Origin of the sequence: Streptoalloteichus tenebrarius, assembly GCF_024171885.1 — a bacterium.
In the GTDB taxonomy this organism is placed as follows: Bacteria; Actinomycetota; Actinomycetes; order Mycobacteriales; family Pseudonocardiaceae; genus Streptoalloteichus; species Streptoalloteichus tenebrarius.
Map to the genome: position 1 here is coordinate 57,975 of NZ_JAMTCP010000013.1, position 24,500 is coordinate 82,474.

The 24,500-nt window shown below is 73.3% G+C and carries 19 protein-coding genes; 13 read left to right on the forward strand and 6 right to left on the reverse strand.

All coding sequences use genetic code 11. The features are described from left to right. Positions 1–711: 711 nt before the first annotated feature. The gene (locus LX15_RS13830; RefSeq protein ID WP_253669973.1) at positions 712–2,049 is read right to left on the reverse strand and encodes a 6-phospho-beta-glucosidase; all 1,338 of its coding nucleotides are present in this window, start codon (positions 2,047–2,049) and stop codon (positions 712–714) included. A gap of 389 nt (positions 2,050–2,438) precedes the next feature. Here LX15_RS13830 and LX15_RS13835 point away from each other — a divergent pair, with 389 nt between their 5' ends. From LX15_RS13835 to LX15_RS13850, 4 genes are all read left to right on the forward strand, one after another. Beyond that, positions 2,439–3,443 carry a carbohydrate kinase family protein gene (locus tag LX15_RS13835; RefSeq protein ID WP_253669974.1) on the forward strand — a complete coding sequence of 335 codons (1,005 nt, stop codon included), beginning with the start codon at positions 2,439–2,441 and terminating at the stop codon, positions 3,441–3,443. 142 nt (positions 3,444–3,585) lie between these two features. Then, entirely contained in the window at positions 3,586–4,971 is a 1,386-nt protein-coding gene (locus LX15_RS13840) for an ABC transporter substrate-binding protein (protein WP_253669975.1), read from the forward strand. A 28-nt stretch (positions 4,972–4,999) separates the two neighbouring features. Then, positions 5,000–5,908, forward strand: a complete 909-nt coding sequence (locus LX15_RS13845) for a carbohydrate ABC transporter permease (RefSeq protein ID WP_253669976.1) — start codon at positions 5,000–5,002, stop codon at positions 5,906–5,908. After that, positions 5,905–6,711, forward strand: coding sequence for a carbohydrate ABC transporter permease (locus LX15_RS13850; RefSeq protein ID WP_253669977.1), 807 nt, complete (start codon positions 5,905–5,907; stop codon positions 6,709–6,711). Before LX15_RS13845 ends, LX15_RS13850 begins: the two co-directional genes overlap by 4 nt. A 103-nt stretch (positions 6,712–6,814) precedes the next feature. Here the strand turns inward: LX15_RS13850 and LX15_RS13855 are convergent, their stop codons facing one another. Continuing rightward, complete coding sequence (locus tag LX15_RS13855) at positions 6,815–8,692, reverse strand: sugar-binding protein (protein ID WP_253669978.1); 1,878 nt, start codon at positions 8,690–8,692, stop codon at positions 6,815–6,817. A gap of 209 nt (positions 8,693–8,901) precedes the next feature. Between LX15_RS13855 and LX15_RS13860 the strand changes: the two genes are divergently transcribed. Then, a complete protein-coding gene (locus tag LX15_RS13860; protein ID WP_253669979.1) occupies positions 8,902–9,519 on the forward strand; it encodes a ferritin in 618 nt (205 codons plus the stop codon). Between the two features lie 242 nt (positions 9,520–9,761). Here the strand turns inward: LX15_RS13860 and LX15_RS13865 are convergent, their stop codons facing one another. Continuing rightward, positions 9,762–10,004, reverse strand: a complete 243-nt coding sequence (locus LX15_RS13865) for a hypothetical protein (protein WP_253669980.1) — start codon at positions 10,002–10,004, stop codon at positions 9,762–9,764. A gap of 255 nt (positions 10,005–10,259) precedes the next feature. Further along, positions 10,260–11,192, reverse strand: coding sequence for an EamA family transporter (locus LX15_RS13870; RefSeq protein WP_253669981.1), 933 nt, complete (start codon positions 11,190–11,192; stop codon positions 10,260–10,262). A gap of 73 nt (positions 11,193–11,265) precedes the next feature. Here LX15_RS13870 and LX15_RS13875 point away from each other — a divergent pair, with 73 nt between their 5' ends. The 7 genes from LX15_RS13875 (at position 11,266) to LX15_RS13905 (ending at position 17,398) form a co-directional block, all read left to right on the forward strand. After that, complete coding sequence (locus LX15_RS13875) at positions 11,266–12,156, forward strand: LysR family transcriptional regulator (RefSeq protein WP_253669982.1); 891 nt, start codon at positions 11,266–11,268, stop codon at positions 12,154–12,156. A gap of 209 nt (positions 12,157–12,365) precedes the next feature. Then, complete coding sequence (locus LX15_RS13880) at positions 12,366–13,094, forward strand: DUF4430 domain-containing protein (RefSeq protein WP_253669983.1); 729 nt, start codon at positions 12,366–12,368, stop codon at positions 13,092–13,094. Positions 13,095–13,477: 383 nt separating this feature from the next. Then, positions 13,478–14,233, forward strand: coding sequence for a class I SAM-dependent methyltransferase (locus LX15_RS13885; protein WP_253669984.1), 756 nt, complete (start codon positions 13,478–13,480; stop codon positions 14,231–14,233). 155 nt (positions 14,234–14,388) lie between these two features. Beyond that, a complete protein-coding gene (locus LX15_RS13890) occupies positions 14,389–15,147 on the forward strand; it encodes a HipA family kinase (RefSeq protein WP_253669985.1) in 759 nt (252 codons plus the stop codon). After that, on the forward strand, positions 15,144–15,557 hold the full coding sequence (locus LX15_RS13895) for a DUF3037 domain-containing protein (protein WP_253669986.1): 414 nt from the start codon (positions 15,144–15,146) through the stop codon (positions 15,555–15,557). Before LX15_RS13890 ends, LX15_RS13895 begins: the two co-directional genes overlap by 4 nt. A gap of 503 nt (positions 15,558–16,060) precedes the next feature. Next, positions 16,061–16,720 (forward strand): thiaminase II/PqqC family protein, encoded by a 660-nt coding sequence (locus LX15_RS13900; RefSeq protein WP_253669987.1) that lies wholly within the window; start codon positions 16,061–16,063, stop codon positions 16,718–16,720. A 63-nt stretch (positions 16,721–16,783) separates the two neighbouring features. Next, positions 16,784–17,398 (forward strand): maleylpyruvate isomerase N-terminal domain-containing protein, encoded by a 615-nt coding sequence (locus LX15_RS13905; RefSeq protein WP_253669988.1) that lies wholly within the window; start codon positions 16,784–16,786, stop codon positions 17,396–17,398. Positions 17,399–18,181: 783 nt separating this feature from the next. Here the strand turns inward: LX15_RS13905 and LX15_RS13910 are convergent. Together LX15_RS13910 and LX15_RS13915 are read right to left on the reverse strand one after the other, a co-directional pair. After that, a complete protein-coding gene (locus LX15_RS13910) occupies positions 18,182–20,317 on the reverse strand; it encodes a diguanylate cyclase (protein WP_253669989.1) in 2,136 nt (711 codons plus the stop codon). Positions 20,318–20,829: 512 nt separating this feature from the next. Then, positions 20,830–23,109 carry a DEAD/DEAH box helicase gene (locus LX15_RS13915; protein ID WP_253669990.1) on the reverse strand — a complete coding sequence of 760 codons (2,280 nt, stop codon included), beginning with the start codon at positions 23,107–23,109 and terminating at the stop codon, positions 20,830–20,832. Positions 23,110–23,266: 157 nt separating this feature from the next. Between LX15_RS13915 and LX15_RS13920 the strand changes: the two genes are divergently transcribed. Continuing rightward, positions 23,267–24,295 carry a LacI family DNA-binding transcriptional regulator gene (locus LX15_RS13920; RefSeq protein WP_253669991.1) on the forward strand — a complete coding sequence of 343 codons (1,029 nt, stop codon included), beginning with the start codon at positions 23,267–23,269 and terminating at the stop codon, positions 24,293–24,295. Positions 24,296–24,500: the final 205 nt, after the last annotated feature.

Below are 24,500 nucleotides of genomic sequence, written 5' to 3' on the forward strand. Positions count from 1 at the left end.
CGACCAGCCTATTCGCCCACCCCGACGCCCCGCCACACACGAAGATCAACATGTGGATAACCACGAGGGCTGTGGATAACCTCGTGCGCCACCAGGTGATTTCTTCCTTCCATCGTGCGATCGCAGCGTGTCGTTGGCTCGAACCCGACGGCTGGCTCGAACACAACCTCGGACGCTCGGCTCGAACCCGACGGCTGGCTCGAACACAACCTCGGACGCTCGGCTCGAACCCGACGGCTCGAACATGGCTCGGCTTGAACCCGACGGCTCGAACATGGCTCGGCTCGAACCCGACGGCTTGAACCCGGCCTGGCTTGAACCTGGCCTGGCTTGAACCTGGCCTGGCTTGAACCCGGCCTGGCTTGAACCTGGCCCGGCTCGAACAAGACGGCTCGAACCCGATCCGGCTCGAACAAGACGGCTTGAACACGAGCTGGGTTGAACGCGACCTGCTCGAACAGACGACCTCCACACAATCGCGCCCGTCCGGTCGCCGCCTCGACCGAGCAGCCGAAACAGCGGAGACGGTCGAAACAGCGGAGACGGCCGAAACAGCCAAAACAGCCAAAACAGCCGAGGCAGCGGAGACAACAGAGACAGACAACAGAGACAGCGGATATGACCCAGACGTCTCGCCCCGTCTTCCTCGCGCCCGACAAGGAGATCACAAGAGGAGGCCCGGCCCGCCCTTCCCAAGACTTCCGAGTTTCGTCACGCCAGGTCGGCCAGCTCCGGAAAGGCCGCCGCATACCCGTCCAGCGCGCGTTCCGCCGCCGCGGCCGAGTCGACCAGGGGATGGCTGACCAACGCCAGCAGGGCGTGCGCGCGGCTCCGGGTCGTCGCCGCCGTGATCGCCGCCCGCTCCACGGTCTTCACCTGGCGCATCAACGCGAGGAAATGCGGCTCGACGGCCCCCACCGCCAGCGGGCGCGCCCCGTTCCGGTCGACGACGCACGGAACCTCCACCACCGCGTCGGCCGGCATCTCCGCCACCGCGTTCCGGTTCCGCACGTTGAGGATCAGTCGGTCCTCGCCCCCGCCGCCGAGCGCCTTCATCAGCCGCAGCGCCACCCGGTCGTAGCCCCCGCCGTCCAGGGCCTCCGCCGGGCGCTCGCCCGCGCCGGCCACCGCCCGGCTCTCGGCCATGTAGGTCCGTTCCCGCTCGGCCCGCGTCTCCTCCCACAGGCGCAGCGCGTCGCGGGGGTTGTCGATCGCCCGCGCGTAGAAGCGTTCCTGTTGGTCGCGCAGGAACTCGCCCCGCGTCCGCTCCTGCTCCCGGGCTTCGCGCAACGTCTCCCGCGCGAAGTAGTAGTAGTGCAGGTACTCGTTGGGCACGGCTCCGAGCGCCCGCAGCAGCGCCGGCCCGAACAGCCGCCCCTCCTCGAACCTGGCCAGTGCGGTGTCGTCGGCCAGCAGCTCCGGCAACCGGTCGCGGCCGTCCACCAGGACCCGACGCAGCCAGCCGAGGTGGTTCAGGCCCACGTAGTCGAACCCGCACCGCTCGTGCTCCACGCCCAGCGCGGCGGCGACCCCCCGGCACAGCCCGACGGGCGAGTCGCAGATGCCGATGACCCGGTCCCCGAGGACCGAGGTCATGGCCTCGGTGACCAGCCCGGCCGGGTTCGTGAAATTGATCAGCCACGCGCCCGGCGCCGCCGTCGCCACGCGCCGGGCGATGTCGAGGGCGACCGGGACCGTGCGCAGCGCGTAGGAGATCCCGCCCGGCCCGACCGTCTCCTGGCCCAGCAGGCCCTGGTCGAGCGCGACCCGTTCGTCCAGCGTGCGCCCGCGCGTCCCGCCCACCCTGATCGCGGAGAAGACCACGTCCGCCCCGGCGACGGCGTGGTCCACGTCCGTGGTCCAGGTCAGCGCCGGCCGTGTCGCCGCGCCGGCGGCCTGCTGGTCGAGCACCGCCGTGATCGCCGTGAGCCGGCGCTCGTCGCGGTCGCACAGGACGAGTTCGTCCACCAGCCGGTCGGGGTCGGCGAGCAGGCTGGCGTGCACCAGGGGCACCCGGAACCCACCACCGCCGAGCACAACGAGCCTCACCCGGCGCACGGTAGTGGCGGCGGGCCGGGGTTGGCCATCCCCGGCCCGCCGGCGGCGGCTGTCACTCGATCATGGCTTGTCCGGACCCCGGTCGGGGGAGACACTCTCCGGATCAGCCCACGGGGAGCGGGAGTCGACGGGAGGAGGACGTGGTGACCGTGTCGTCGGATCCCCCAGTGACGGACCCGATGTCGGGACCGGCCCCGGACCGGGGCCTGGACCGAACCCCGGACCGGGCGTCGAACCCGGGACCGGCGGGCCAAGCCGTGACGGGCGAGGCCGTGACGGGCCGGACGGTGGCGGGCAGCGCACCAAAGGGCAGCGCACAAGAGGGCAGGGCGTCCGAGGTCGGGACACCGGATGCTGGGCGGCCCCCCGGGTTCGACGTGGTGCTCTCCGGCACCGTCTTCCTCGACATCATCTTCACCGGGCTGCCGCAGGCGCCGGCCGCCGGCACCGAGGTCTGGGCCAGCGGCCTCGGGTCGAGCCCGGGCGGCGTGGCCAACCTCGCGGTCGCGTTGAGCCGCCTGCGCCTGCGCACCGGGCTGGCGGCCGCGTTCGGCGAGGACGTCTACGGCGACTTCTGCTGGGACGTGCTGGCCAACCAGGAGCACGTGGACCTGACCTACTCCCGCCGCTTCTACGGCTGGCACTCGCCGCTGACCGTGTCCATGGCGGTCAACCGCGACCGCAGCATGGTCACCCACGGCCATCCCGCGCCGATCACCGCCGACGAGCTGCTCACCCCGCCGCCCTCCACCCGCGCCTGCTTCGTCCACGTCGACCTGCACGAGGACCAGTGGGTGCGCACGGCCAAGCGGGACGGCGCGCTGCTGTTCGCCGACGTCGGCTGGGACCCGACCGAACGCTGGGAGCCCAGGATGCTCCAGCAGCTCGCGGGGTACGACGTCTTCATGCCCAACGCCGTCGAGGCCGTGAGCTACACGCGTTGCGACGACGTGAAGCAGGCCGCGAACGCGCTTGCCGAGGTCGTGCCGGTCGTGGTGGTGACCAGGGGAGGGCACGGCGCCTACGCCGTCGACGCCGGGACGGGCGAGGAGGTCGACGTGCCCGGCCTCAACGTCGCCGCGCTGGACCCCACGGGCGCCGGCGACGTGTTCGGCGCGGGGTTCGTGTACGGGACGCTGGCCGGCTGGTCCCTGTCGGACCGGGTGCACTTCGCCAACCTGTGCGCGGCGCTGTCGGTGCAGCACTTCGGCGGCTCGCTGTCCGCGCCCGGCTGGTGCGACCTGGCCGCGTGGTGGCGGCACCTGGGTCGGCGGGACGACGAGAACCTGCGCGGGTACGGGTTCCTCAACGACCTGCTGCCCCAGCACGGCTGCGCGACCGTGCGGCGCGCCAGCGCGACCATCGGCCTGCGCGGCGTGCCGTAAGGCGGTCCGCCGTGAAGCGCTGCGCCGTGAAGCGGTGCGCTGTGAAGCGGTGCGCTGTGAAGCGGTGCGCCGTGGAGCGGCGTGTGCTCAAGCGGCGTGCCGTGGAGGAACGCGGGAAGGAGCGACGGGAAGGGACGATCTCGTGGCGCGATGGGGGCGTGCGCGAACCGCTGTCACCCTGCTGGTGGTCGCCGTGGCGACCGTGTTGCTGTCCGTCTCGGCGTGCGTGCCGGGCGCTCGGTCGGCGGCGGCCAGGCCGGCCGACCGCGCGCCCCAGGAGGTCCGCACGGACCTGTCGGCCCTCGGCCAGGTCACGCTCGTCGTGTGGGACCAGGAGGTCAGGGGCGGGCAGGAGAAGCAGATCACCGCGTTGAACGCGGCGTTCCAGCGCCGCCACCCCAACATCCGCGTCCACCGGGTGGCCCGCGCGTTCGCCGACCTGCGGGACACCTCCCGGCTCGCCCTCACCGGCGAGGAGCCGCCGGACGTCCTCCAGGTCAACAACGGGCGGCAGGACCTCGGCGCGTTCGTCCGCGCCGGTCTGCTGCGGCCGTTGACCGGGGAGGCGGCGGCCTACGGCTGGGAGCGCCGGTTCCCCGAACAGGTCCTGCGGCTGGCCCGCTACCCCGACGCCGGTGACCAGATCGGGGAGGGCCGGCTCTACGGCCTGCCGCAGACCGGCGAGCTGGTCGGCCTCTTCTACAACCGGACGATGTTGGCCGAGCTGGGGTTGCGGCCGCCCAGGACGTGGTCGGAGTTCGACGCGGCGCTGGAGGCCGCCCGGCGCGCCGGCCGCCTCCCGATCCAGTTCGGCAACCTCGACAAGATGCCGGGGATCCACCTGTTGGGCTTCGCGCTCCACCGGTTCGCCACGCCGGAGGACGAGACCGCGTTGGCCACCGGTCGCCCCGAAGCCTCCTGGTCGACCCCGGCCGCGGGCGCGGCGGCGCGGCTGCTCGCCGAGTGGGTCGACCGGGGCTACCTCACGCCCGGCTTCGCCGGGGTCCATCCCGACGACGCGTGGGCGGCGTTCGGCAGGGGAGAGGGCCTGTTCCACGTCGGCGGGAGCTGGCTGGTCCCCGAACTCCAGGCCGCCATGGGCGACAACGTGGGCTTCCTCCTCCCACCCGCGCGGGACGAGGGCGGCGCTCCCGCCCGGCCGGTGGTCACCGGCGGCCCCGGGCTGCCGTTCGCGGTGAGCGCCCGCACCCGCCACCCCGACGCAGCCGCGGCCTACCTCGACTTCGTCACGTCGCCCGAGGCGATGGCGGTGCTGGCCGACACGCGGATCCTGCCGGCCATGCCGCCCAGCGCGAACCGACCGGCCGACCTGTTCGGCGACGCGGTCACGGCGTGGGAGACGACGGCGAAGTCCGGCGTCCTCGTCCCCTATCTCGACTACGCGACCCCGACGGCCTACGAGACGATCGGTGACGCCGTGGAACGGTTGTTGGCGAAGGCGACGAGCGTGCAGGCGTTCCTGGAGACGCTCCAGGCCGATCGGGACAACGACCGTGGCGGGCGCTGACCGGCGTGGGGGCGCCCACCGTTCCGCGATGCCGCCGGGGAAGCCCCGCCGCTCGGCGGGGCCGCCGGGAGAGCCCCGCCGGGTCGCGTACCTGTACCTCCTGCCCGCCCTGGTCGTCAACGCCCTGTTCCTGTTGTTCCCGCTGGGGCGCGGGGCCTGGATCTCCCTGTTCGACTGGGACGGGCTGACGCTGGGCCACTGGGCCGGCTGGGACAACTACCGCGCGCTGGTGGCGGACGCGGGGCTGCGCGCCGCCTTCGGGCACGTCGCGGTCCTGCTCGTGTTCTTCTCGGCGCTGCCCATCGCCATCGGGCTGGTGTTGGCCACCGCGCTGCACCGGGCGCGGGTCAGGGGCATGGCGTTCTTCCGCACCGCGTTGTTCCTGCCGCAGGTCGTGGCGATGGTCGTGGTCGGTGTCGCGTGGCGCGGCATCTACGCCCCCGACGGCGCGCTCAACGGCGCGCTGCGCGCGCTCGGTCTGGGCTCGTGGGCGACGAGTTGGCTGGGGGACTCCGACACCGCGCTGGTCGCCGTCGGCTTCGTTGGCACCTGGGTGCAGTCCGGCCTCGCGGTGGTGCTCTTCCTCGGCGGCATCGGGCGCATCCCGCGCGAGCTGTTCGAGGCCGCCCGACTGGACGGGGCCGGCGCGCTGCGGGAGTTCCGCAGCGTGGTCGTGCCGTCCCTGCGGGCCGAGATCGGCGTGGCCGCGACCCTCACCACGATCGCCGCGTTGCGCACGTTCGACCTCGTCTACGTGATGACGCCGCAGGGAGGTCCCGGCCGTTCCACCACCGTTCCGGCCTACGAGATCTACCACCGCGCGTTCCACAGTGGACAGGTCGGGTCGGCGGCCGCGCTCGGCGTGGCGCTCACCGCGCTCAGCTTCCTGGTCACCATGGGCATCGGCCGGCTCGCGGGAGGGGAACGCGCGCGATGAGGATCTCCCGCACGGAACGGGTCGGCACGTACCTGGTGCTGCTCGTCTTCACCGCGTCCGCGCTCTTCCCGGTGCTGTCCATCGTCGCCACGGCGTTGCGCCCCGAGGTGGTGGGCCAGGGCGGGTGGCGGCCGGAGAACCTGGTCACGGCGTGGACGGTCGGGCACTTCGGCGGGTACCTGCGCAACAGCGCGATCGTCAGCGCGGTCGTCGTGGCGGTCTCCGCCGTGCTGTCGGTGCTGGCCGGCTACGCCTTCGGCGCCATGCGCTTCCGGGGCAGGGGAGTGCTGTTCTCCCTGCTGCTGCTCGGCATGATGGTCCCGACCGAGGCCCTGGTCGTGCCGCTCTACTTCGACCTGCGCGACCTCGGGCTCACCGACACCTACCTGTCGTTGGTCCTGCCCCAGGTGGCGCAGTCGGTGGCGTTCGGCGCGTTCTGGATGCGCGCCTTCTTCCTCTCCCACACCCGTGACCTGGTGGAGGCCGCGCGGATGGACGGCGCCGGCCACGTCCGCACCCTGTGGTCGGTCCTGCTGCCGCTGGCCCGTCCCGCCGTCGTCACCCTGGTCGTCCTGGTGTTCCTGTGGACGTGGAACGAGTTCATGCTCGCGCTGGTGATGGTGACCGACGAGGGGCTGCGGACCGCGCCGCTGGGGCTGCGGTTCTTCGCCGGCCGCGCCACGACGAGCGTGCCGGTGCTCGCGGCCGGCTCGATGTTGGTCGCCCTGCCGGTGGTCCTGCTCTACCTGTTCCTCCAACGGCACTTCATCCGGGGGATGCTCGACGGCGCGGTCAAGGGCTGACGACGAGGAGGCCCCGGCCGCACGCTCGTGCGGCCGGGGCCTGTCACGACTCCGCTGGGGACCCGCGGGGACCCGCTGGGGACCCGCTGTTGCGCAGGAGGGGTCAGTGCCGGATGCGCGGGCCGACCGCCAACGGCACGCCGGTGCGCCTGCTCTGGGCCAGCGACGCCGGGGAGTCGCTGCTGCGGGCCGCCTCGGTCGGGATCACCGGGGGGATCGGCTCCGTCGGCTGCCCCGGCGGGGGCGTGTAGTCGACCAGCCGCGCCACACCCCACACGTACGGGTCCGCCTGCGCGCTGCCGAACGGCGACCACGCCAACCTCGTCTTGCCGGTCCTGTCGTCGGTGTCGGAGTCGTAGACCAGGATGTTCACCGCGAACCGCTCCGGGTCGACCCCGGCCGGCAGCGCCCCGAGCGGAATCCTCGCCTCGATCGTGTAGCCGGCGGGGGAGCCGGCCAGCGGGGCGGAGGCGAACTCCAGACCGGGAGCGGTCTGCCCGGCCGGACCCTGGTGCTGGTCGGCGTCCCGCGCCGCGCACGGCCCGCCCTCGGCCGTGACGGGCAGGAACGCCGCCTTGAACGTGGTCGAGGTGTCGTCGGCCCGCCCGCGCGGGTCGATCGCGACCTCCACCGAGTCCGTGCGCCAGTGCCGCTTGCAGTCCTCGGCCGGCAGGACCGCGCCCCGCCGGTCGTCGGCCACCTCGACGAACACGAACAGGTCGTCGCCGTCGCGGCTCAGCCGCGCCCTGGCCGAGCAGTCCTGGTCCGAGGCGCACCGCTCGCCCTGCCAGTGCGTCAGGGTCACCGGCTCGCCCGGGTACTCGTCCTGGCCACCGACGCCGTCCACCCGGGGACGCGTGCCCGCGCGCGGGACCTCCGTCGACGGGTTCGCGGGGTAGGACGGCTGCGCGTCGTTGGCCAGCCACGGCATCCCGACCTTCCGCGTCCAGTCGTGGAACTCCTGGTACAGCGGGCGCAGGGGCGCCTGTTCCCGGACCTCGGCGCGCACCGGACGGCCGTCCTCGGCCAGCACCGAGAACCAGTCGCAGCCCAGGCGCTCCCGTGGCGTCGTGATCTTCGCGGGCAGGGAGCCGAACCCCTGCGAGCGGTAGACCCTGGCCGCGTCGCGCTCCCGTTGGGCCCACGTGGTCCCGGTGCGCCGGGAGAGCACGCCCTCCCACACGCCCTCCAGCGGCAGTCCGCTGGCCGGGTCGTGCTCCCTCGCCGAGGCGCAGGCCGGGCCGGTCGGGCCGGAGAACCGCCAGTTCTGCGCGAGCAGCCGGTCGGCCTGCCACGGCCGGTAGCGCTCGCGGGTGATCTGGTCGGGGAAGGCCGTGCGGTCGGCCGCGAGCCGGAACGCCTCGACCGCGAGCCGCCCGGCGAGCTGGTGCGCGCCGTGCTGGTCGAACGGCCGGGGGTCCATCGTGACGATGGTGTGCGGCGTGGTGGCGCGGATCAGCCGCACCAGCCGTTCCAGCGTGTCGGCGTGCTGCGGCGGGCCGTCCCAGATCCGCTGGGTGAGCGGGGCGGAGAGCGTGTACCAGAAGTCCGGCTTGTCGAGGTAGAAGACGTTGCGGATGGTGGCGTGCGCCACGGCCTCGCGCTCCTCGCCCTCGCGGAGCAGTCCCAGCCGCGCGCCCTCCTCCTGGCCGACGGCGTTGCCGCCGCCCTCGCCCCGGGTGATCGTCGCGACGCCCACGCTCCAGCCGCGCCGCTCGTTCCACTGACCGAACGTCGACAGGGACTGGAACTCGTCGTCGGGATGCGCGCCGACGAACAACACGTCGTGGTGCGCGGGGTCCCGGTGCTCGGCGTGCTCGGCCTGTGCCTGTGCCTGGGCTTGTGCTTGGGCCGGGGTGGCGACCAGCGCGCCGGCCAGCAACCCCAGCACCGCGACACCGGCGACGAGCGCGGTCCGCGTCGCGTGGCGTCGGGACCTGGGGGGAACGTCGGGACCGGCGGGAACATCGAGAGGGGTCATGGGCAAGCCCTTCGCCAGCGGTCGGACCACGAACCAGAGGAATCATGGCGGAGCCGGCGCGCTGGCGGCCCGAACCCGTCTCATCAGGTGACATCGCCCATGAGGTGACGCCGCCCTGGCGTCGCCCCGCCCCCTCGGGCCGTCGCTCGTTCGGGGAGTGTCACCGTGCGGGGCGGCGCCGTCCACCAGGTGGGGGCTAACGTCGGCCCATGGCGGTGACCAGGGAAAAGACCTCCGGTTCGCGGTTCCACAAGCTCCTGCGGGACCAGGTGCGCCACGAGTTCACCTCGGCCCAGCAGCTCCTCGCGATCGCGGTGTGGTTCGACGCCCGCGACCTGCCCCGGCTGGCCTCACGCTTCTACGGCGAGGCGCTGGCCGGCCGGAACCGGGCGATGATGATCGTGGCCTACCTGCACGACGTGGGCGTGGACGTGGCCGTCCCCGGGATCGACAGCGTGCACAACGAGTTCGGCGGCGTCCGCGAGCCGGTGGCGCTCGCGCTGGAGCAGGAGCGGGCGAGCACCGCGGAGCTGACCGCCCTGGCGAAGGTGGCCAGGGAGGAGGGCGACCTGCTCGGCGAGCAGTTCCTCCAGTGGTTCCTCGCCGACCAGGTGGCCCGCAACGCGCGCATGTCGAGCCTGCGGCACGTGGTCGAGCGCGCCGGCGACGACCTCTTCGCCCTGGAGCGCTTCCTGGCCAGGGAACACCTGCACGGGGACGAGGGACCGCCGGACGGAGCCCCGAGGGTGGCCGGCGGCTGGGTGCGCCGCCACACCGGCCACCACGCCCGGCTCGCCGCGGCCGACCACCAGGGGCGCCACGACTGAGCCCCGCCGGACCTCATTAGTCCTTTGTGGACGGAAGCGGGTCATGGGCTGGCGGTCGGGCGCTCCCGCCCGTCCTGTCGGCGCCAAGTCCACTGTGGACGGTCTGGGTGTTGGCTGGGCGCTGGCCCGCCGGAGGTGCCTCCCCGCGCTCGCGGTCCCAGGGAAGCGAGATGACGAGTCCGGTGACGTGCTCGACCGGCTGCCGACGCGCCGTGGCCCTGGTCGCCGGACCCCGCGGTCGATCAGGCCGTCTGCCGCACCGGGGCGGTGGTGGCGAGGTGGATCTCCAGGCTGGTGAGCCGGGGGACGCCGCCGAACTGGTGCTGGGTCGACGCCTCGCGCCAGCACGACCGCAACGCGGGGAGGTCGGGGTGGATGGCCTGGCTGTTGACCCGCTCCAGGGCGCCGACCAGCCCGAACCGGGCGACGGCGTCCCGCAGGTCCGGGACGTCGTAGTAGTGGTCGTCGAACGAGCGGGTGGCCACGTGGTCCTCCGTCCGGGTCGGCTGGTCGGGTCGATCCCGGCGCGGACCGGGTCAGGCACACCTTACTAAGGGCACCCTAAGATCCTCTCCGGGGTTCGCCGACGAGGGCGGCCAGGACCCGTGGGCGCGCCCACCACGACGAGAACCCGCGCCCACCACGAGGAGAACGACGACGAGGACAGGAGCCCCCGTGCCCTCGCCGCGTCCTCGGCGGGAACGCGGGAAACGCGGGGGCACGGGGGCCGGAGGCGCTGGTCAGCGGGAATGACTCAGCGCCTGGTCAGGGGAAGGGGAACCGGCCTTCTCCGTCGACGCCGCACCGGCGGAGGTCGCCCCGCGCCGGCGCACCGCGCCGTAGAGGACGCCGCCGACGACCGCGATCCCACCCAGCACGTCGGTGAGGCGAATGCTCTCGTCGAGCAGCAGCGCGGCCGAGGTCATCCCGAAGAAGGGCACGAGCATGGAGAACGGCGCCACCGTGCCCGCGTCGTAGGTGCGCAGCAGGCGGCCCCACACGGCGAAGCCGAGCAGCGTGGACACCCCCGCGACGTACACCAGCGCCCCGACGCCGGTCAGGTCCAACGAGGCCAGGGCGCGCAGGTCGGTGTCCACGCCCTCGGTGAGCAGCGAGAGGGCGAGGACGGGGACCGGGACGACCGCGCTCACCCAGACCATGAACCGGAAGCTGTCCGGCGGCGCGGCCCTGCGGGTCGCCACGTTGGACACGCCCCACGCCATGGCGGCCGCGATGACCAGGGCGAAGGCCAGCGGCGGGCGGGCGGGGCCGACGCCGAGCGTGACCACGACGAGGCCGAGCACGGCCACCGCCATGCCCACGATCTGCCGCCGGTCGGGCCGCTCGCGGAGCAGAATCACGGCCAGCACCAGCGTGAAGACGGCCTGCGACTGGAGGACGAGCGAGGACAGGCCGGCCGGCATGCCCGCCGCCATCCCGGCGAACAACAGCGAGAACTTGGCGACGCCGAGGGCGAGGCCGACCAGGAGCACCCACCGCCACCGCACCCGGGGCGGGCCGACGAACAGCACCGCGGGGAACGCCGCCAGCGTGAACCGGAGCGCGTTGAACAACAGCGGCGGGAGCTGGCCGAGGCCCACGTGGATGACGACGAAGTTGAAGCCCCACACGAAGGCCACGCCGACGGCGAGGAGGAGGTGACGTGGTCGCACGCGATCGATCCTGAGGACGGCGAACGTTAAGCACAATCGCGTTGTTCTGCGACCCTCTTGTTAGTGTCGCTTCATGATTGAGTTGGGGAGGCTCCGGGCGCTGCACGCGCTCGCGTCGTACGGCACCGTCACCGAGGCGGCCAGGGTGCTGTGCTGCACCCCGTCGGCGGTCTCCCAACAACTCGCCAAGCTGGAACGCGAGACCCGCTCCCACCTGGTCGAACGGGACGGCCGGCGACTGCGGCTGACCGACGCCGGCCGGGTGCTCGCCGACCACGCGGAGCGCGTGCTGGACGCGGTCGAGCGGGCCGAGGTCGCCCTGGAGACGGCCCAGGGCGAGGTCGTCGGGGAGATCACCGTCGCCAGCTTCGCCACCGCCTGCCGCGCCCTGTTCCCGACCGTCCTGCCCGCTCTCGCCCGACGGCACCCGGGGTTGCGGGTCCGACTGCTGGAGGTCGACCCCTACCCCGCGCTGGAGGACCTGGCCAGGGGCGGGGTGGACCTCGTCGTCGTGCACGACTGGCGGGGCATGCGGCTGCGGTGGCCGGCGGGCGTGGCGTGGCGACGGCTGGGGGAGGACGTCGTCGACCTCGTGACGCCGGCCGACCACCCGCTCGCGCAGCGCACGGCCGTGTCGACCGCCGAGCTGTCCGGGTTGGACTGGCTCGCCCAGCCTCCGGGCACCATCTGCCACGACCTGCTGTTCAGCCTGGTCGACGACCCGGTGGTGCGCTGCTACGGCGAGTACGAACTGCAACTGGCGCTCGTCGCGGCCGGGGTGGGCGTGGCCATGGTGCCCCGCCTGGCGCGCCCGTCCCTGCCGGCGGGTGTCGTGGCGGTGCCGCTGGAGCCGGCTCCGGCCAGGGAGGTGGCCGTGGCCTGGCGCGAGTCCTCGGCGGGGCGGCCCAGCGTCCGCGCGGTGGCCGACGAGGTCGCCCGCGCCTGGTCCCTGCTCCCCGCGTGAGGCGCCGTCGCCGTGGTCTGTCGGACGATCACGCAAGCGACCGAACGGGGGAGCGGTTCTCGCCCCACGCGCGACGGTGGGTCATGGAATCTGTCGTGTTCCGGGCGTTCGACTGAAAACTCCGTCCGGTCGGACTGGGACGACCCCGATCGGGGGTAGCGTCGGCGTCGTTTCGGTCAACGCCGTTCGACCAGAGCATGGGGGATGTCGTGAGCACGTCGAGGAAGTCGTGGCTGGTGTCCACTGTGGCCGGTGCCACCGCGCTCGTCGGGTCGGTGTTCGCCGGCGCCGCGCAGGCAGCGCCCGCCGTTCCCGCCGACGGGGGCACCGCGTACGTGAACCTGCGGATCGAGGGGCCGGACCGCACGATCTTCGAGGGCGTCGTCGCCACGTCCGGCCACGCGGTGACCACCGCGGCCGGCGGCACGCACCAGTGCGACGGCACCAACAACAACGCCAACCCGACGCCGGGACCGACGCCGACCGCGGCGCTGGACGACGCGGCCAAGAAGAACAACTTCACCTGGGACGGCCCCTACTACCAGGAGTTCGACGACTTCCTGGTCTCCAGGATCGCCGACGCCTCCCAGACCACCACCAAGTTCTGGAACCTCGCCGTCGACTACAAGCTGCCCGACGTCGGCGGCTGCCAGTACAAGCTCAAGGCGGGCGAGCGCGTGCTGTGGGCCTATGACGGCTACGACAAGCCGCTGCTGGAGCTGGACGGCCCGACCAGCGGGACCGTCGGCAAGCCGGTGACGCTGAAGGTGATCGACGGCCGCAATGGGCAGCCCGTGGCGGGCGCGACCGTCGGCGGCGCCACCACCGACGCCAACGGCAACGCCACCATCACGCCCAGCCAGGCCGGCCGGGCCTGCTTCAAGGCGGAGAAGACCGGCACCATCCGCTCGGACCGCCACTGCGTGACCGTGAGCTGATCCAGTTCTCTCCCGGCCGTGCCCGGCCCCGTGTTCTTCGGGGCCGGGCATAGCCGTGTGAGGGCGGGCCAGGTTCCGCCGTGGTCTCGGGTGGGGTGAAGGTTGGCGGACGGTTGGTGTGGGGGAGCGCGGGGGCGGAGTTGTCCACAGGCGACCGAGTTGTCCACAGCTCGCGTTCTTGCCCCTGCGGCGGCCCGGCCGTGGGCGATAGGCTGTCCTGGGGTCGCCCCCCAGGGCGGGAGGGGGCTGACCTGAGGTAAGAGGAGAAGACGGGCGGTGTTCCCGCCTCGGCGCGGTGCTGCGGGCGATCAGTCAGGCCGTGTGGCGGATGTCGTACACCCGCGTTGTCGGCTTCCCGTGATCTTCGTCTGTAGCGTGGTGGCGTGGACTTCGACGCCGTGATCGACCAGGCCCTGCGCAGCGACCTCGAAGGGTGGGACTTCGACGCGTTCTTCGCCGGGCGCTACACCGAGACCCCGCCGTCCTGGGACTTCGCCGAACTGGTGCGCGCCCGCATCCCGGAGGTGGACTCGCTGCTCGACCTCGGCACCGGGGGCGGGGAGCTGCTCGCCTCGCTCGCGCCGCTGCCGGCCCGCACCGCCGCCACCGAGGGTTTCGCGCCGAACGTGCCCGTCGCCAGGGCGAACCTGGAGCCGCTGGGCGTCGAGGTCGTCGACGTCACCGACGAGGACGAGGACCACCTGCCGTTCCCGGACGGCTCGTTCGCCCTCGTCTCCTCCCGGCACGAGTCCTACGACCCCGAGGAGATCCGGCGCGTGCTCGCGCCGGGCGGGACGTTCCTCACCCAGCAGGTCGGCGGGCGCGACCTGGAGGAGCTGAACGCGGCCCTGGGCGCGCCGCCCCACGGCTACCGCGAGTGGACGCTGGACGCGGCCGTGGCCGAGCTGGAGGCCGCGGACTTCGAGATCCTCGACCGGCGCGAGGAGCGGCCCGTCGCGACCTTCACCGACGTCGGCGCGGTGGTGTCGTTCCTGCGGATCGCCCCATGGCAGGTCCCGGACTTCGACGTGGACCAGTACCGCGACCGGTTGCGCGAGCTGCACGAGCGGATGGACCGCGACGTGCCGTTGGAGGTCCACACGCACCGGTTCCTGATCGTGGCACGCCCCCGGCCCTGAGCCACTCGGCCCGGCCCAGTCCGGTCGGTCCCTTCGGTCGGTCGGTCCGTTCGGTCGGTCCGGCCGGCCGGCCCAGTTCGAACGGACTGGCCGGCCGGTCCGGGCCGGCCCAATCCGTTCGGAGGGGGTGTCCGCCGCCGGTTAGGCTCGTCGACGTGCTTCCCGAGGTGACCGCGCTGCGGTACGTGACACCGCTCCGCGAGGGCGGGTCCCTGCCAGGAGTGATCGAGACCGACGATCTCGGAACCTACGTCGTGAAGTTCCGTGGCGCCGGCCAGGGACCGAAGGCGCTGGTGGCCGAGGTGATCGGCGCCGAGCTGGCCCGCCGGCTCGGCCTGCGCACGCCCGAGCTGGCGCTGGTCGACCTGGACCCCGCGCTGGCGCCGGCCGAGCCGGACCAGGAGGTGCAGGACCTGCTGCGGGCCAGCGCGGGGCGCAACCTCGGCGTGGACTTCCTGCCGGGAGCCCTCGGCTTCGACGCGGTGTCCTTCGCGCCCGACCCCGAGCTGGCCGCCAGGGTGGTCTGGCTCGACGGGCTCATCGGCAACGTCGACCGGAGCTGGCGCAATCCGAACCTGCTGGTGTGGCACGGCGAGCTCTGGCTGATCGACCACGGCGCTTCGCTGATCTTCCACCACAACTGGCGGAACGCGGAGCAGGCGGCGCGCCGCCCCTACGACGCCGGCGACCACGCGCTCGCGCCCTTCGTCAGGGATCTGTCCGCTGTGGACCGTGAGCTGTCGGCGCTGGTCACCCCGGACCTGCTCGACGAGGTCGTCGCGCTGGTCCCCGACGAGTGGCTGGCCGACGAGCCCGGGTTCGACGGGGTCGACGCGGTGCGGGCGGCCTACGTCCGCCACCTCGCCGAGCGCGCGTCGTCCTCCACCGTCTGGCTGCCGGAGGTGGCGGCATGAGCGTGAACCAGCAGGGTCGGCCCGAGGGTCGGCGCAGCCCCTTCGAGTACGCGGTCATCCAGCTCGTGCCGAGGATCGAGCGCAACGAGCGGATCAACGTCGGCGTCCTGCTCTACTGCCAGGCCGGCGACTTCCTGGCCGCCAGGACGCACCTCGTCCCGGACAGGGTGCGCGCGCTGGACTCCACTGTGGACGTCGACGCGGTGCGGGCCGCCCTCGACGCCGTGGAGCGGACCTGCGTCGGAGGGGAGGGGGGCGGCCCCGCGGGCAGCCACATGACGCCGGGGCAGCGGTTCCGCTGGTTGACCGCGCCGCGCAGCACCATCCTCCAGGCCGGCCCGGTGCACACCGGGCTGACCGCCGACCCGGAGGCGGAACTCGAACGGCTGCTGGACGTCCTCGTGCGCTGACTGTCCCAAGTGGACGGTGAGCGTTCTGTGGTCGACCCGGCCCGCGTGACCTCACTCGGGCCGCCATCCTGACCCATCGGTGCGCTTGTCGCGCTTCCCGTTGACCGTGGCCGGAGTCGCCGTGCTTCCCAGTGACCGTGGTCGAGGTCGCCGTGCTTCCCAGTAACCATGGCCGAGGTCGCCTTGTGTCGCTCCTGCTCCCGGTCTCTTACGGCCGGGAGCAGGAGGACGGCGGCGTTCCCCGCCGACCGGGCGGACGAGCCGGGGGTCCGCCAGACGGCGGTTGACGGGGCCGGCACAGGGCCACGTGTCAGGACCGGAGCGCCCTCGGCCTCCTCGCCAGTGCCTCCAGGGTTTCCGCGCAAGATCAGTCACGGTCAACAGGGGCGTGCCGTGATCGGTGATCTTGTTTTAGTCTGGCGGTCCTCCCGGTGACCTCCGGGAGGACCGACGACGTCCGAGCACGGCGCGCCCGCGGCGCGCGGAGGCGGGAGCGCGACACGATGACCCGTTCGGCCCGTGACCTGCTGGCGACGATCCGGCGCGAGCTCACCCACGAGGAGGGAGCCAACCGCCTGGTCCCCCTGGTGGCGACGGGGCGCGCGCCCCTGTCCGTGGTCGCCGCCCTCGCCGCCGAGCAACACCACGTGATCTCCAGCGACTGGAGCAGCTTCCTCGCGCTCGCCGCCAGGGCGACCGACCCGAGGGCCAGGGAGTACTTCACCGGGCTCGCCCAGGGCGAGGGCGTCGCCCTGGCCCGCCTCGCCGACCTCGCCGTCGCCTGCGGCCTGGTCCCGGCGACGCTGTCCGAGCACGAGCCCACGCCCGGCTGCCAGGGCTACCCCTCGTACCTGGCCTGGCTCGCGCTCAACGGCGAGCCCCACGCCGTCGTGCTCGCCCTCGCCGTCAACTTCGCCGCGTGGGGCGCGTACTGCGCGACCCTCGGCAAGGCCCTGCGCGAGCACTACGGGTTCGACGACCGCGCGTGCGGCTTCTTCGACTTCTTCGCCACTCCGGCGCCGGAGATGGAGGACCAGGCGCTCGCGGTCGTGCAGTCCGCGCTCGACGCCGGGCAGGACCTCACCCTGGCCCGCCGGTACGCGCGGATGCTCCAGGACTACGAGCTGATGTTCTGGAACACCCTGGCCGACCAGGCCGGCTGAACCCCCCGCCGAGCCCGGCTGGTCGTCGCGCGTGCCGTCGCGCCGTCGTGGTTGTCTGGGCGCATGACGACCGAGGCCGTGACCCGTCGACACGCCTACGCCGAGGCGGGGCGCGCCTTCCGCGACCTGGTCAGCCAGGTCGGACCGGACGGCTGGCGCCGCCGGGCGTTGGGTGAGTGGACGGTCCTCGACCTGGTGGGACACACCAGCCGCGCGCTCGCGACCGTCGAGACCGCGTTGTCCCGACCGGCCACCCGCGTCGAGCTGGCCGACCCGGTCGCGTACTACCGCGCGGCCTCGGCGATCGACCAGGGCGAGGTCGCGGAGCGGGGCAGGGACGCCGGGCGCGCCCTCGGCGGCGACCCGGCGGGGGCGGTGGCGGAGCTGTGCGACCGCGTCCTCGTGCTGGTGGCCCGCACACCCGACGACACCGGCGTCACCACCCGGCTCGGCGGCATGCGGCTGATCGACTACCTGCCCACCCGGACCTTCGAGCTGGCCGTGCACACCCGCGACCTCGCCACCGCCCTCGCCCTGCCGGCCCCCGACACCCCGTTGGCGCTCCACGAGAGCCTGCGGCTGGCGGCGGACCTGGCCTTCGCGGCCGGGCGCGGGGAACAGGCCCTCCTCGCGCTCACCGGCCGCCACCCTCTCCCGCCGGGCTTCTCGGTCCTCTGAGGTCCGCTCGGCACGGGCACGCGAAGTGTTCCCCTGGCTGACAGCGGCGGTGGACCGCCTGCCCTGCCTGCGCCTGCCCGCCCGGCACGAAGGGGACCCTGTCGGAGAGCGGCGGTGGCACCGCCAGCCCGCCAGCCCGTCCGCCCGCCAGCCAAGATCGAAGGCTGCCTACAGCCCTGTAGTAGGGGGTCCCCCCATCTCAAACGTCGCATGGGGGACTGACAAAAAGGCCATGCGTGGTGTCCCCCGGACAGGCGGATCTGGGGAAGACCCCTCAGGCGGGTGGCTGCGCGAGGCCAACCCGAGGCGAACCCCGACGCGGCGCCGAAGTCCCTCATACCAGGGGGAAATTCCCACGCGATCCGGCCTGGACAGGCGTGATCATTTCGCCTTCAGCCCTGTAGTAGGGGGTCCCCCCATCTCGAACATCGCACGGGGCACTGACAAAAAAGCCATCGGCGATGTCGCCTGAACGGATGGACACACCGAACAAGCCCCACCCGGGTGACCACGAAGACCGGATCTCGGTGCCCACCGGCCCCACGGGGTGATCAAGAGGGAAGCGGATCTCGGTCGCACACGGCCCTGCGCCCCGCGAGGCCTTCGGAGTGAGAACACCCGACGGAGAGCCAGGGTGAGCCCCCAGAGTGAGCCCCCAGAGTGAGATGCCCGGATTGAGAGCCGTCAGATCGAGACCGTCAGATCGAGACCGTCAGATCGAGACCGTCAGATCGAGACCGTCAGATCGAGACCGTCAGATCGAGATCGCCGGATAGAGAGCCGTCAGAGCGAGACACCCGCGTCGCGCTGCGTCGCCGGAGCCTCGGGCTGGATGCGGCGGAGGTCCCCGACGAGCCCCCGGCGTCGCAGGTCGAGGAAGGCGTCGACCACGTCAGGGTCGAAGTACGTGCCGCGCCGCAGGCGCAGGCGCGCGCACGCCTCCTCCTCGCTCAGCGCCGGCTGGCCTGGCCGGTTGGAGCGCATGGAGGCCCACGCGTCGCAGACGGCGAGGATGCGCGCCTCCACGCTGATCTCCGTGCCGGACAGGCCGTCCGGGTAGCCGGCCCCGTCGTAGCGCTCGTGGTGCTGCCGGATCACGTGCGCGACCCCCGCCAGCCCCGGCACGACCCTGGTGAGCCGGAACCCGTGTTCGGAGTGCTGCCGCAGCAGCCGCCACTCCTCCTCGGTCAACGGCGTGGTCTTGGTCAGCACCGCCTTGGGCACCACGATCTTGCCGATGTCGTGCAGCCGTCCCGCGAGTTCGACCCGGCGGGCGACCGCCGCGTCGTGGCCCAGCTCGACGGCCAGCGCGCCGGCCCACCGGCTGATCGCCCGGCTGTGCTCCACCGTGGACAGCATGGCGTCCACCTCGTCGGCCAGCCGGTGCAGGTAGTCGATCAACGCCAGGTCCGCCGCGTCGGTCACCGCCTCCGTCAGGTCCGGCGGTGGCTGCGGCGGCTCGCCGATCACGACCCGGTCCCTGCCGCCCGCCTTCGCCGCGTACAGGGCCCGGTCGGCCGTGGCGACGAGGGCCTGCGGCCCGTCGCCGTGGTGCGGGAAGCTCGCGGTGCCGACCGAGACCGTCACCGGGACCCAGGTGTCGGCCCCCACGGTGATCGGGCTGCTGGCCACCTGGTGCCGCAGGCGCTCGGCGATGCGCTCCAGCTCCTCGCGGCGCGCGCCGGGCACGAGTAACGCGAACTCCTCGCCGCCGTAGCGGGCGAGCACGTCGCCGGCCCTGGCGGCGGCCCGCAGCCGTGCCGCGACCTCGATCAGCACCTGGTCGCCGGCGGGGTGCCCGTACCGGTCGTTGATCGACTTGAAGTGGTCGACGTCGATGATGAACACCGCCAGCGAGCTGTCGCCCCGCCGCGCCCTCGCCACCTCCAGCGGAAGCTGGGCCTCGAAGAAGCGGCGGGTGTGCAGCCCGGTCAGCCCGTCGGTGATCGCCAGTCGTCGTTGGTCGGCGACCAGCACCGCGAGCCGGGCGATCGTGAGCACGAACAGCGACGCGCACGCCGCCGCGATGACCGGGACGTCCCGCAGGGAGCCGCTGGCGTGCTGGAGGAGCAGGGTCGCGGGCGCGACCAGCGCCGCGGCGCACAACGCCACGATGCGCATGGGGCCGGCGCTGTTCTCCCGGAGCGGGCCGCGCTCGCCCAGCCCGGCCATCGTCGGGTGCAGCGCCGCCGTGCCCAGCGCCAGGTTCCCGCTCAGCCAGATCGCGTCGAGCCCGTTGCCCGCGTGGTAGGTGCCCGCGAGCTGCTGCATGACGTAGTTGGTGTCCGCCGCGAGGAACGCGACCAGGTTGCCGCTGAGCAGGAAGAACGAGACCGGTCGGCGACCGGGTCCCAGGATCAGCCGCAGCGACACGGCCAGCAGGGCCAGGTCCATCATCGGGTAGGCCATCGACGTGACCTTGACGAGCGTCGGCGCGTGCAGCCGGGCCTGCGGGCCGATCAGGTACAGCCACGACAGCATGCCGGCCACCACGGCGAGCACGGCCGCGTCCAGCACGCCGGGCAGGTCACGCCCGGGGGAGCGGCGTCGGATGAACAGCACGAGGCCGCCGACGACGAAGGGGTAGTGCCCGAGGTAGAACGGGTCGGCGACCGACGGGAAGGCCGTGATCCGGAACAGGTAGTGCGAGACGTAGAAGCTCGCGTCGGCGGTCGCGTAGACGAGCTGGCTCAGCCCCAGCAGCAGCCACGGCAGTCGGGGCCGTGGTCGGTGCCGGGCGACGCCGACGAACACGGCGACGGCGGCCGAGGCGCTGACCAGGCAGTAGACCACGATCCGCACGACGCGCCCCTGCCCGGTCGTCGGGATCAGGTAGTAGCCGCCGACCAGGACGAACCCGACGATCAGGTAGACGAGCCAGGCCCGGTTCGCGCCGACACGGGGGTTCCTCGTGCCCATACGCCCCTCTCATCCACCGCGGCCCGGGAGCCGGCGCCCGCCGCGCGTGCGCGGGGGTGGTGGTCGCGCGTGGCGGCACGGTCCGCGCCGCGCCGCCCGCCCCGGTGTCCACGGCCCGACCTCCCGCGCCACCGCGGGTGGGGGTGATCGCCGTGTCCCACGGCTCCCGACGGTTGTTCCCCATCGAGGGCGATCATGCCTTACACCTGACAACGATGTGGTTGGAGTCCGGTTCCCACGGGCCAGGTGGTCCGGCTGAGCATTTTGCGCCCGCAAGGAATTCGACGATACGTGGTCAGATTTCCCGCGAGCCGTTGCTCCGCGTGCCGATCACACCTCGCCGATGTGGTCTGTCACACGCCTGTCGTCGTGATCGCTTCGGCGTGGCGTCGCGATCCGGGCGAAGGGAAGCGAACCGTTTCCGTGGCACCACGGCGCTCTCCACCCTCCAGAGAGGACACCTCCCGGAGAGGACACCTCCCGGAGAGGAACCTCCAGGGAAGGAGAAGTCCTCAGTGGACGGTCGACCGCCCGGTGGCCCCGCTCTGGCTCCCGCCCCGAGGAGTGGGCGGGGCGGCCCACGTCCACCCGGGCAGCGACTCCAACTGCTGCCGCTGCCACGGCGTGCACGTCCGCTCGCGACGACGGCGGTTGACCACCCACATCCCCAGGCGGAGCCCGTCCGGGCTGACGTAGGTGCGGGGCGGGCGCGCGTGGCCGTGCTCGGCGGCGAAGGCGCGCAGAGCCGCGAGGTGCCGGTGGAAGACGTCCTCGCGGATCGACCACGTCCAGCCCGGCAGCGCGGCCAGCCGGGCGACCCGGTCCGGGTCGAGCTGCCCCTTGCGGTGCTGCTCACGCTGGGTCTTGACCCACTGGCCGACGGCGACCCGGCCGTGCACGTCCTGCGGCTTCGGGTTCGCGTGGCCGTGCCGTTCCGCCCACCGCCGCAGCGCCTCGAACGACCGCTCCCAGTTGTCGTCCCACACCGACCACGACCAGCCGGGCAACGCCGCGAGCCTGGCGGTCCGCTCCGCGCCGAGCGTGCCCGCCGCCGCGGCGACCCGCTGCTGGTGGACCCACGCGCCCAGCGGAACGCCGCCCACGACCGCGCGGACCGGCACCCGGCAGTGCCCGTGCTCGGCGGCCCACGCCTCCAGCCGGCCGAACCGCTCCTCCCAGCTCGACGTCGTCGTCGCCAACAGCCGCAGCGTGAACGCGCGGGCGAAGCTGTCCGGGAGACCGAAGGGCAGCAACAACCGCACCCGCTCCGGCGGCAACGCGAGGGCGCGGCGCCCGCCCGTCCCGCCGGCGAGCCGGCCCCGCTGGCGCGCGTGCTCCGCGAGCTCCTCGGCGAACCCGTCGTCGATCTCGCGCAACGCCAACATCAGCGACCACATGTCGGCGAAGTCCGACCGCTCCAGCACGCCGGCCTCCGGGACCCCGTCCGGCAGGAGCACCGGCAGCACCACCACGCCGCGCTCCTTGCCCGGCGCGCGCCGCGTGATCCTCCCCAGCGCCTGCGCCAGACCGATCCGTGACGTCCTCGGGTTGGCGAACACGATCGCGTCGAGGGCGGGGACGTCGATGCCCTCGCTCAGGCACCGCACGTTGGTCACCACGACGGCGGTCGACGGGCCTGGGTCGCGCAACCGCGCCAGCGCCGCGAGGCGGTGGCTGACCGGGTGCCCGCCGTTGACGTGCAGGGCGCGCACCCGCACCGGGCCGCGCTGGGCGACGTGCGGCCGGCGAGGAACCCGCGCGGCCAGGTGCGGCAGCGTCCGCGCGTACAGCTCGGCCTGGGAGACGCGCCCGTGGAACGACACCACCCGGCGCAGACCCAGCTCGCTGATCGCCCGACCCAGCGCGAAGGTGGCGGCGAGCGTCGGCGTGTCGAGGCGCTGCGGGTTGGGGGCGCCCGGCGCCGCGGCCACCACCTGCGGGTCGGTGGGCTGGACCTGCCAGGCGAGCCGCCGCCACTCCTCGCGCTGCACGCCCACCACCGCGATCTGGTAGTCGCACAGCACACCGGCGTCGATCGCGGCCCGCAACGTCAACCGGTGCGCGACCGGCCCGAAGGCGTCCTCGTCGTCCATGCCGACCCAGCCGTCCCGGGAGCGCCGCCCGGTCCTCGGTGTCGCGGTGAAGTAGACGCGCCGGCGAACGGGCAGGCCGAGCGGGTCGTCGTCGGGGCGGACGGCGCGTGCGAAGGGGCTGTCCCAGCGGCCGGCGGCGTGGTGGGTCTCGTCCGCCACCAGCAGGTCGAACGTGACGCCGGCGGCCCTGGCGGCCCCGACCAGGCACGGGAGGCTGTGGTAGGTCGCGAAGACGACCCGGCGGGTCCCGCCCGCGGGGCCGCGGCGCGCCAACGGGGTGGCCGCGAGCAGGGAGGTGAGCGCGCCGGGGTCCGTGGTGACCGGGACGCCCATGTCCTCGGCGCGCGGGGGTGGCAGCTCGTCGTCGATCACGGCCTGGTCGCGCACGCTGGTGTCACTGCACACCACGACCGGGGTCCACGCGCCCGGCAGGTGCGCGCGCCAGATGCGCAGGAGCTGGTTGAGCAGGGCGAGCGAGGGCGCGAGCACCACGACGTCGGCGGCCCCCAGCCGCTCGGCCACCGCGATGCCGACCCGGGTCTTGCCGGTCCCGCAGGCCATGACCACCTGCGCCCTGGGGCGGACGCGCAGCGCGTCCAGGACGTCGCGCACCGCCGCCCGCTGGTGCGGTCGCAGCTCCGACCCTGACCAGGGCGCGCCGGGCGGACCGGCCACGAGGGGCGCCGGGGACAGCGACATGCGTCGGCCCTCCTGGAGGCAGCGGTGACTTCGTCGTCTACGCGGGTAGACAAGTTGACGCGCGTAGACCCAGGAAGCAAGCTTTTCTCACATCGTGGACGTATGTCGGGGAAACCGCCGTGGTTCGCGGGACGCGACCCGCGTAGAGTCGGCGACCGTGCGCAGGCCGACGAGAGACGACGTCGCGCGACTGGCGGGAACCTCGACGGCCGTCGTCAGCTACGTCATCAACAACGGACCGCGTCCCGTCGCGCCCGCCACCCGGCAGCGCGTGCTGGAGGCGATCGACCAGCTCGGCTACCGGCCGGACACCGTCGCCCAGGCCATGGCCAGCCGCCGCACGCACCTCATCGGGCTGATCGTGCCGGACGCGCGCCAGCCCTACTTCGCCGAACTCGCCCACGCCGTCGAGCGCGCCGCCTTCGCCAGGGACCACCTGGTCCTGCTCGGCAACTCCGCCTACGACGACGAGCGCCAACTGCACTACGTCCGCGCGTTCCTAGGCATGCGGGTGAGCGGCCTGCTGCTCATCCGGCAGGGGGCGGCCGAACCCCTCGCCGAGGAGGTCAGCGGCTCACGCACCCGCCTGGTCCTGCTGCACCACCGGGCCGACCTGATCGACGCCGACGCGGTCGTCGCCGACGACGTGACCATGGGGGCGCTCGCCGTCGAGCACCTGCTCGGCCACGGCCACCGGCGCGTCGCCTGCTTCGACGCGCCGGCCGGCACCCCCCGCACCGGCAACCCGGTCGCCCTCCGCACCAAGGGGTGGCGTCAGGCCCTCCGGAACGCCGGGATCGACCCCGAGCGGGGCCTGCTGCATCGCGTGCCCTTCGACCGCTACGGCGCCGCCCGCGCGGCCCTGCGCGTGCTCAGCCGCCCCGATCGCCCCAGCGCGATCTTCTGCACCACCGACGACCAGGCCATCGGCGTCCTGTACGCGGCCCGCGAGCTGGGCCTCGGCGTGCCCGACGACCTCGCCGTCGCGAGCTGCGACGACATCGCCGAGGCCGCGCTCCACCACCCCTCGCTGACCACCGTCGCCACCGACCGCGAGGCCATGGCCGAGGCCGCCGTCGACCTCGTCCTCCAGAAGCGCCCGGCGTCCACCCCCGAGATCCGGCGCTTCCCCGCCCGCCTCATCACCCGCGAGAGCTGCGGCTGCCCACCCACTTCCGACGCCTAGGCCCCTACTGCGGCGGTTGGGCTCGACGTCGATCAGCTCGTCCGAGTGCCGCCTGGCTGAAGCAGCTCCAGCGCCAGCACGCGGGCGGTTGGTCAGCCCGTCTGAACCCCGAGGTCATCGCCGGCTGGTGGAGGCGCCGCGGCGGCCAGACCAAGCACGGACCAGCCCGGCTCGCCGCCGACCCACAGCGGTCGCACGCGTGGGC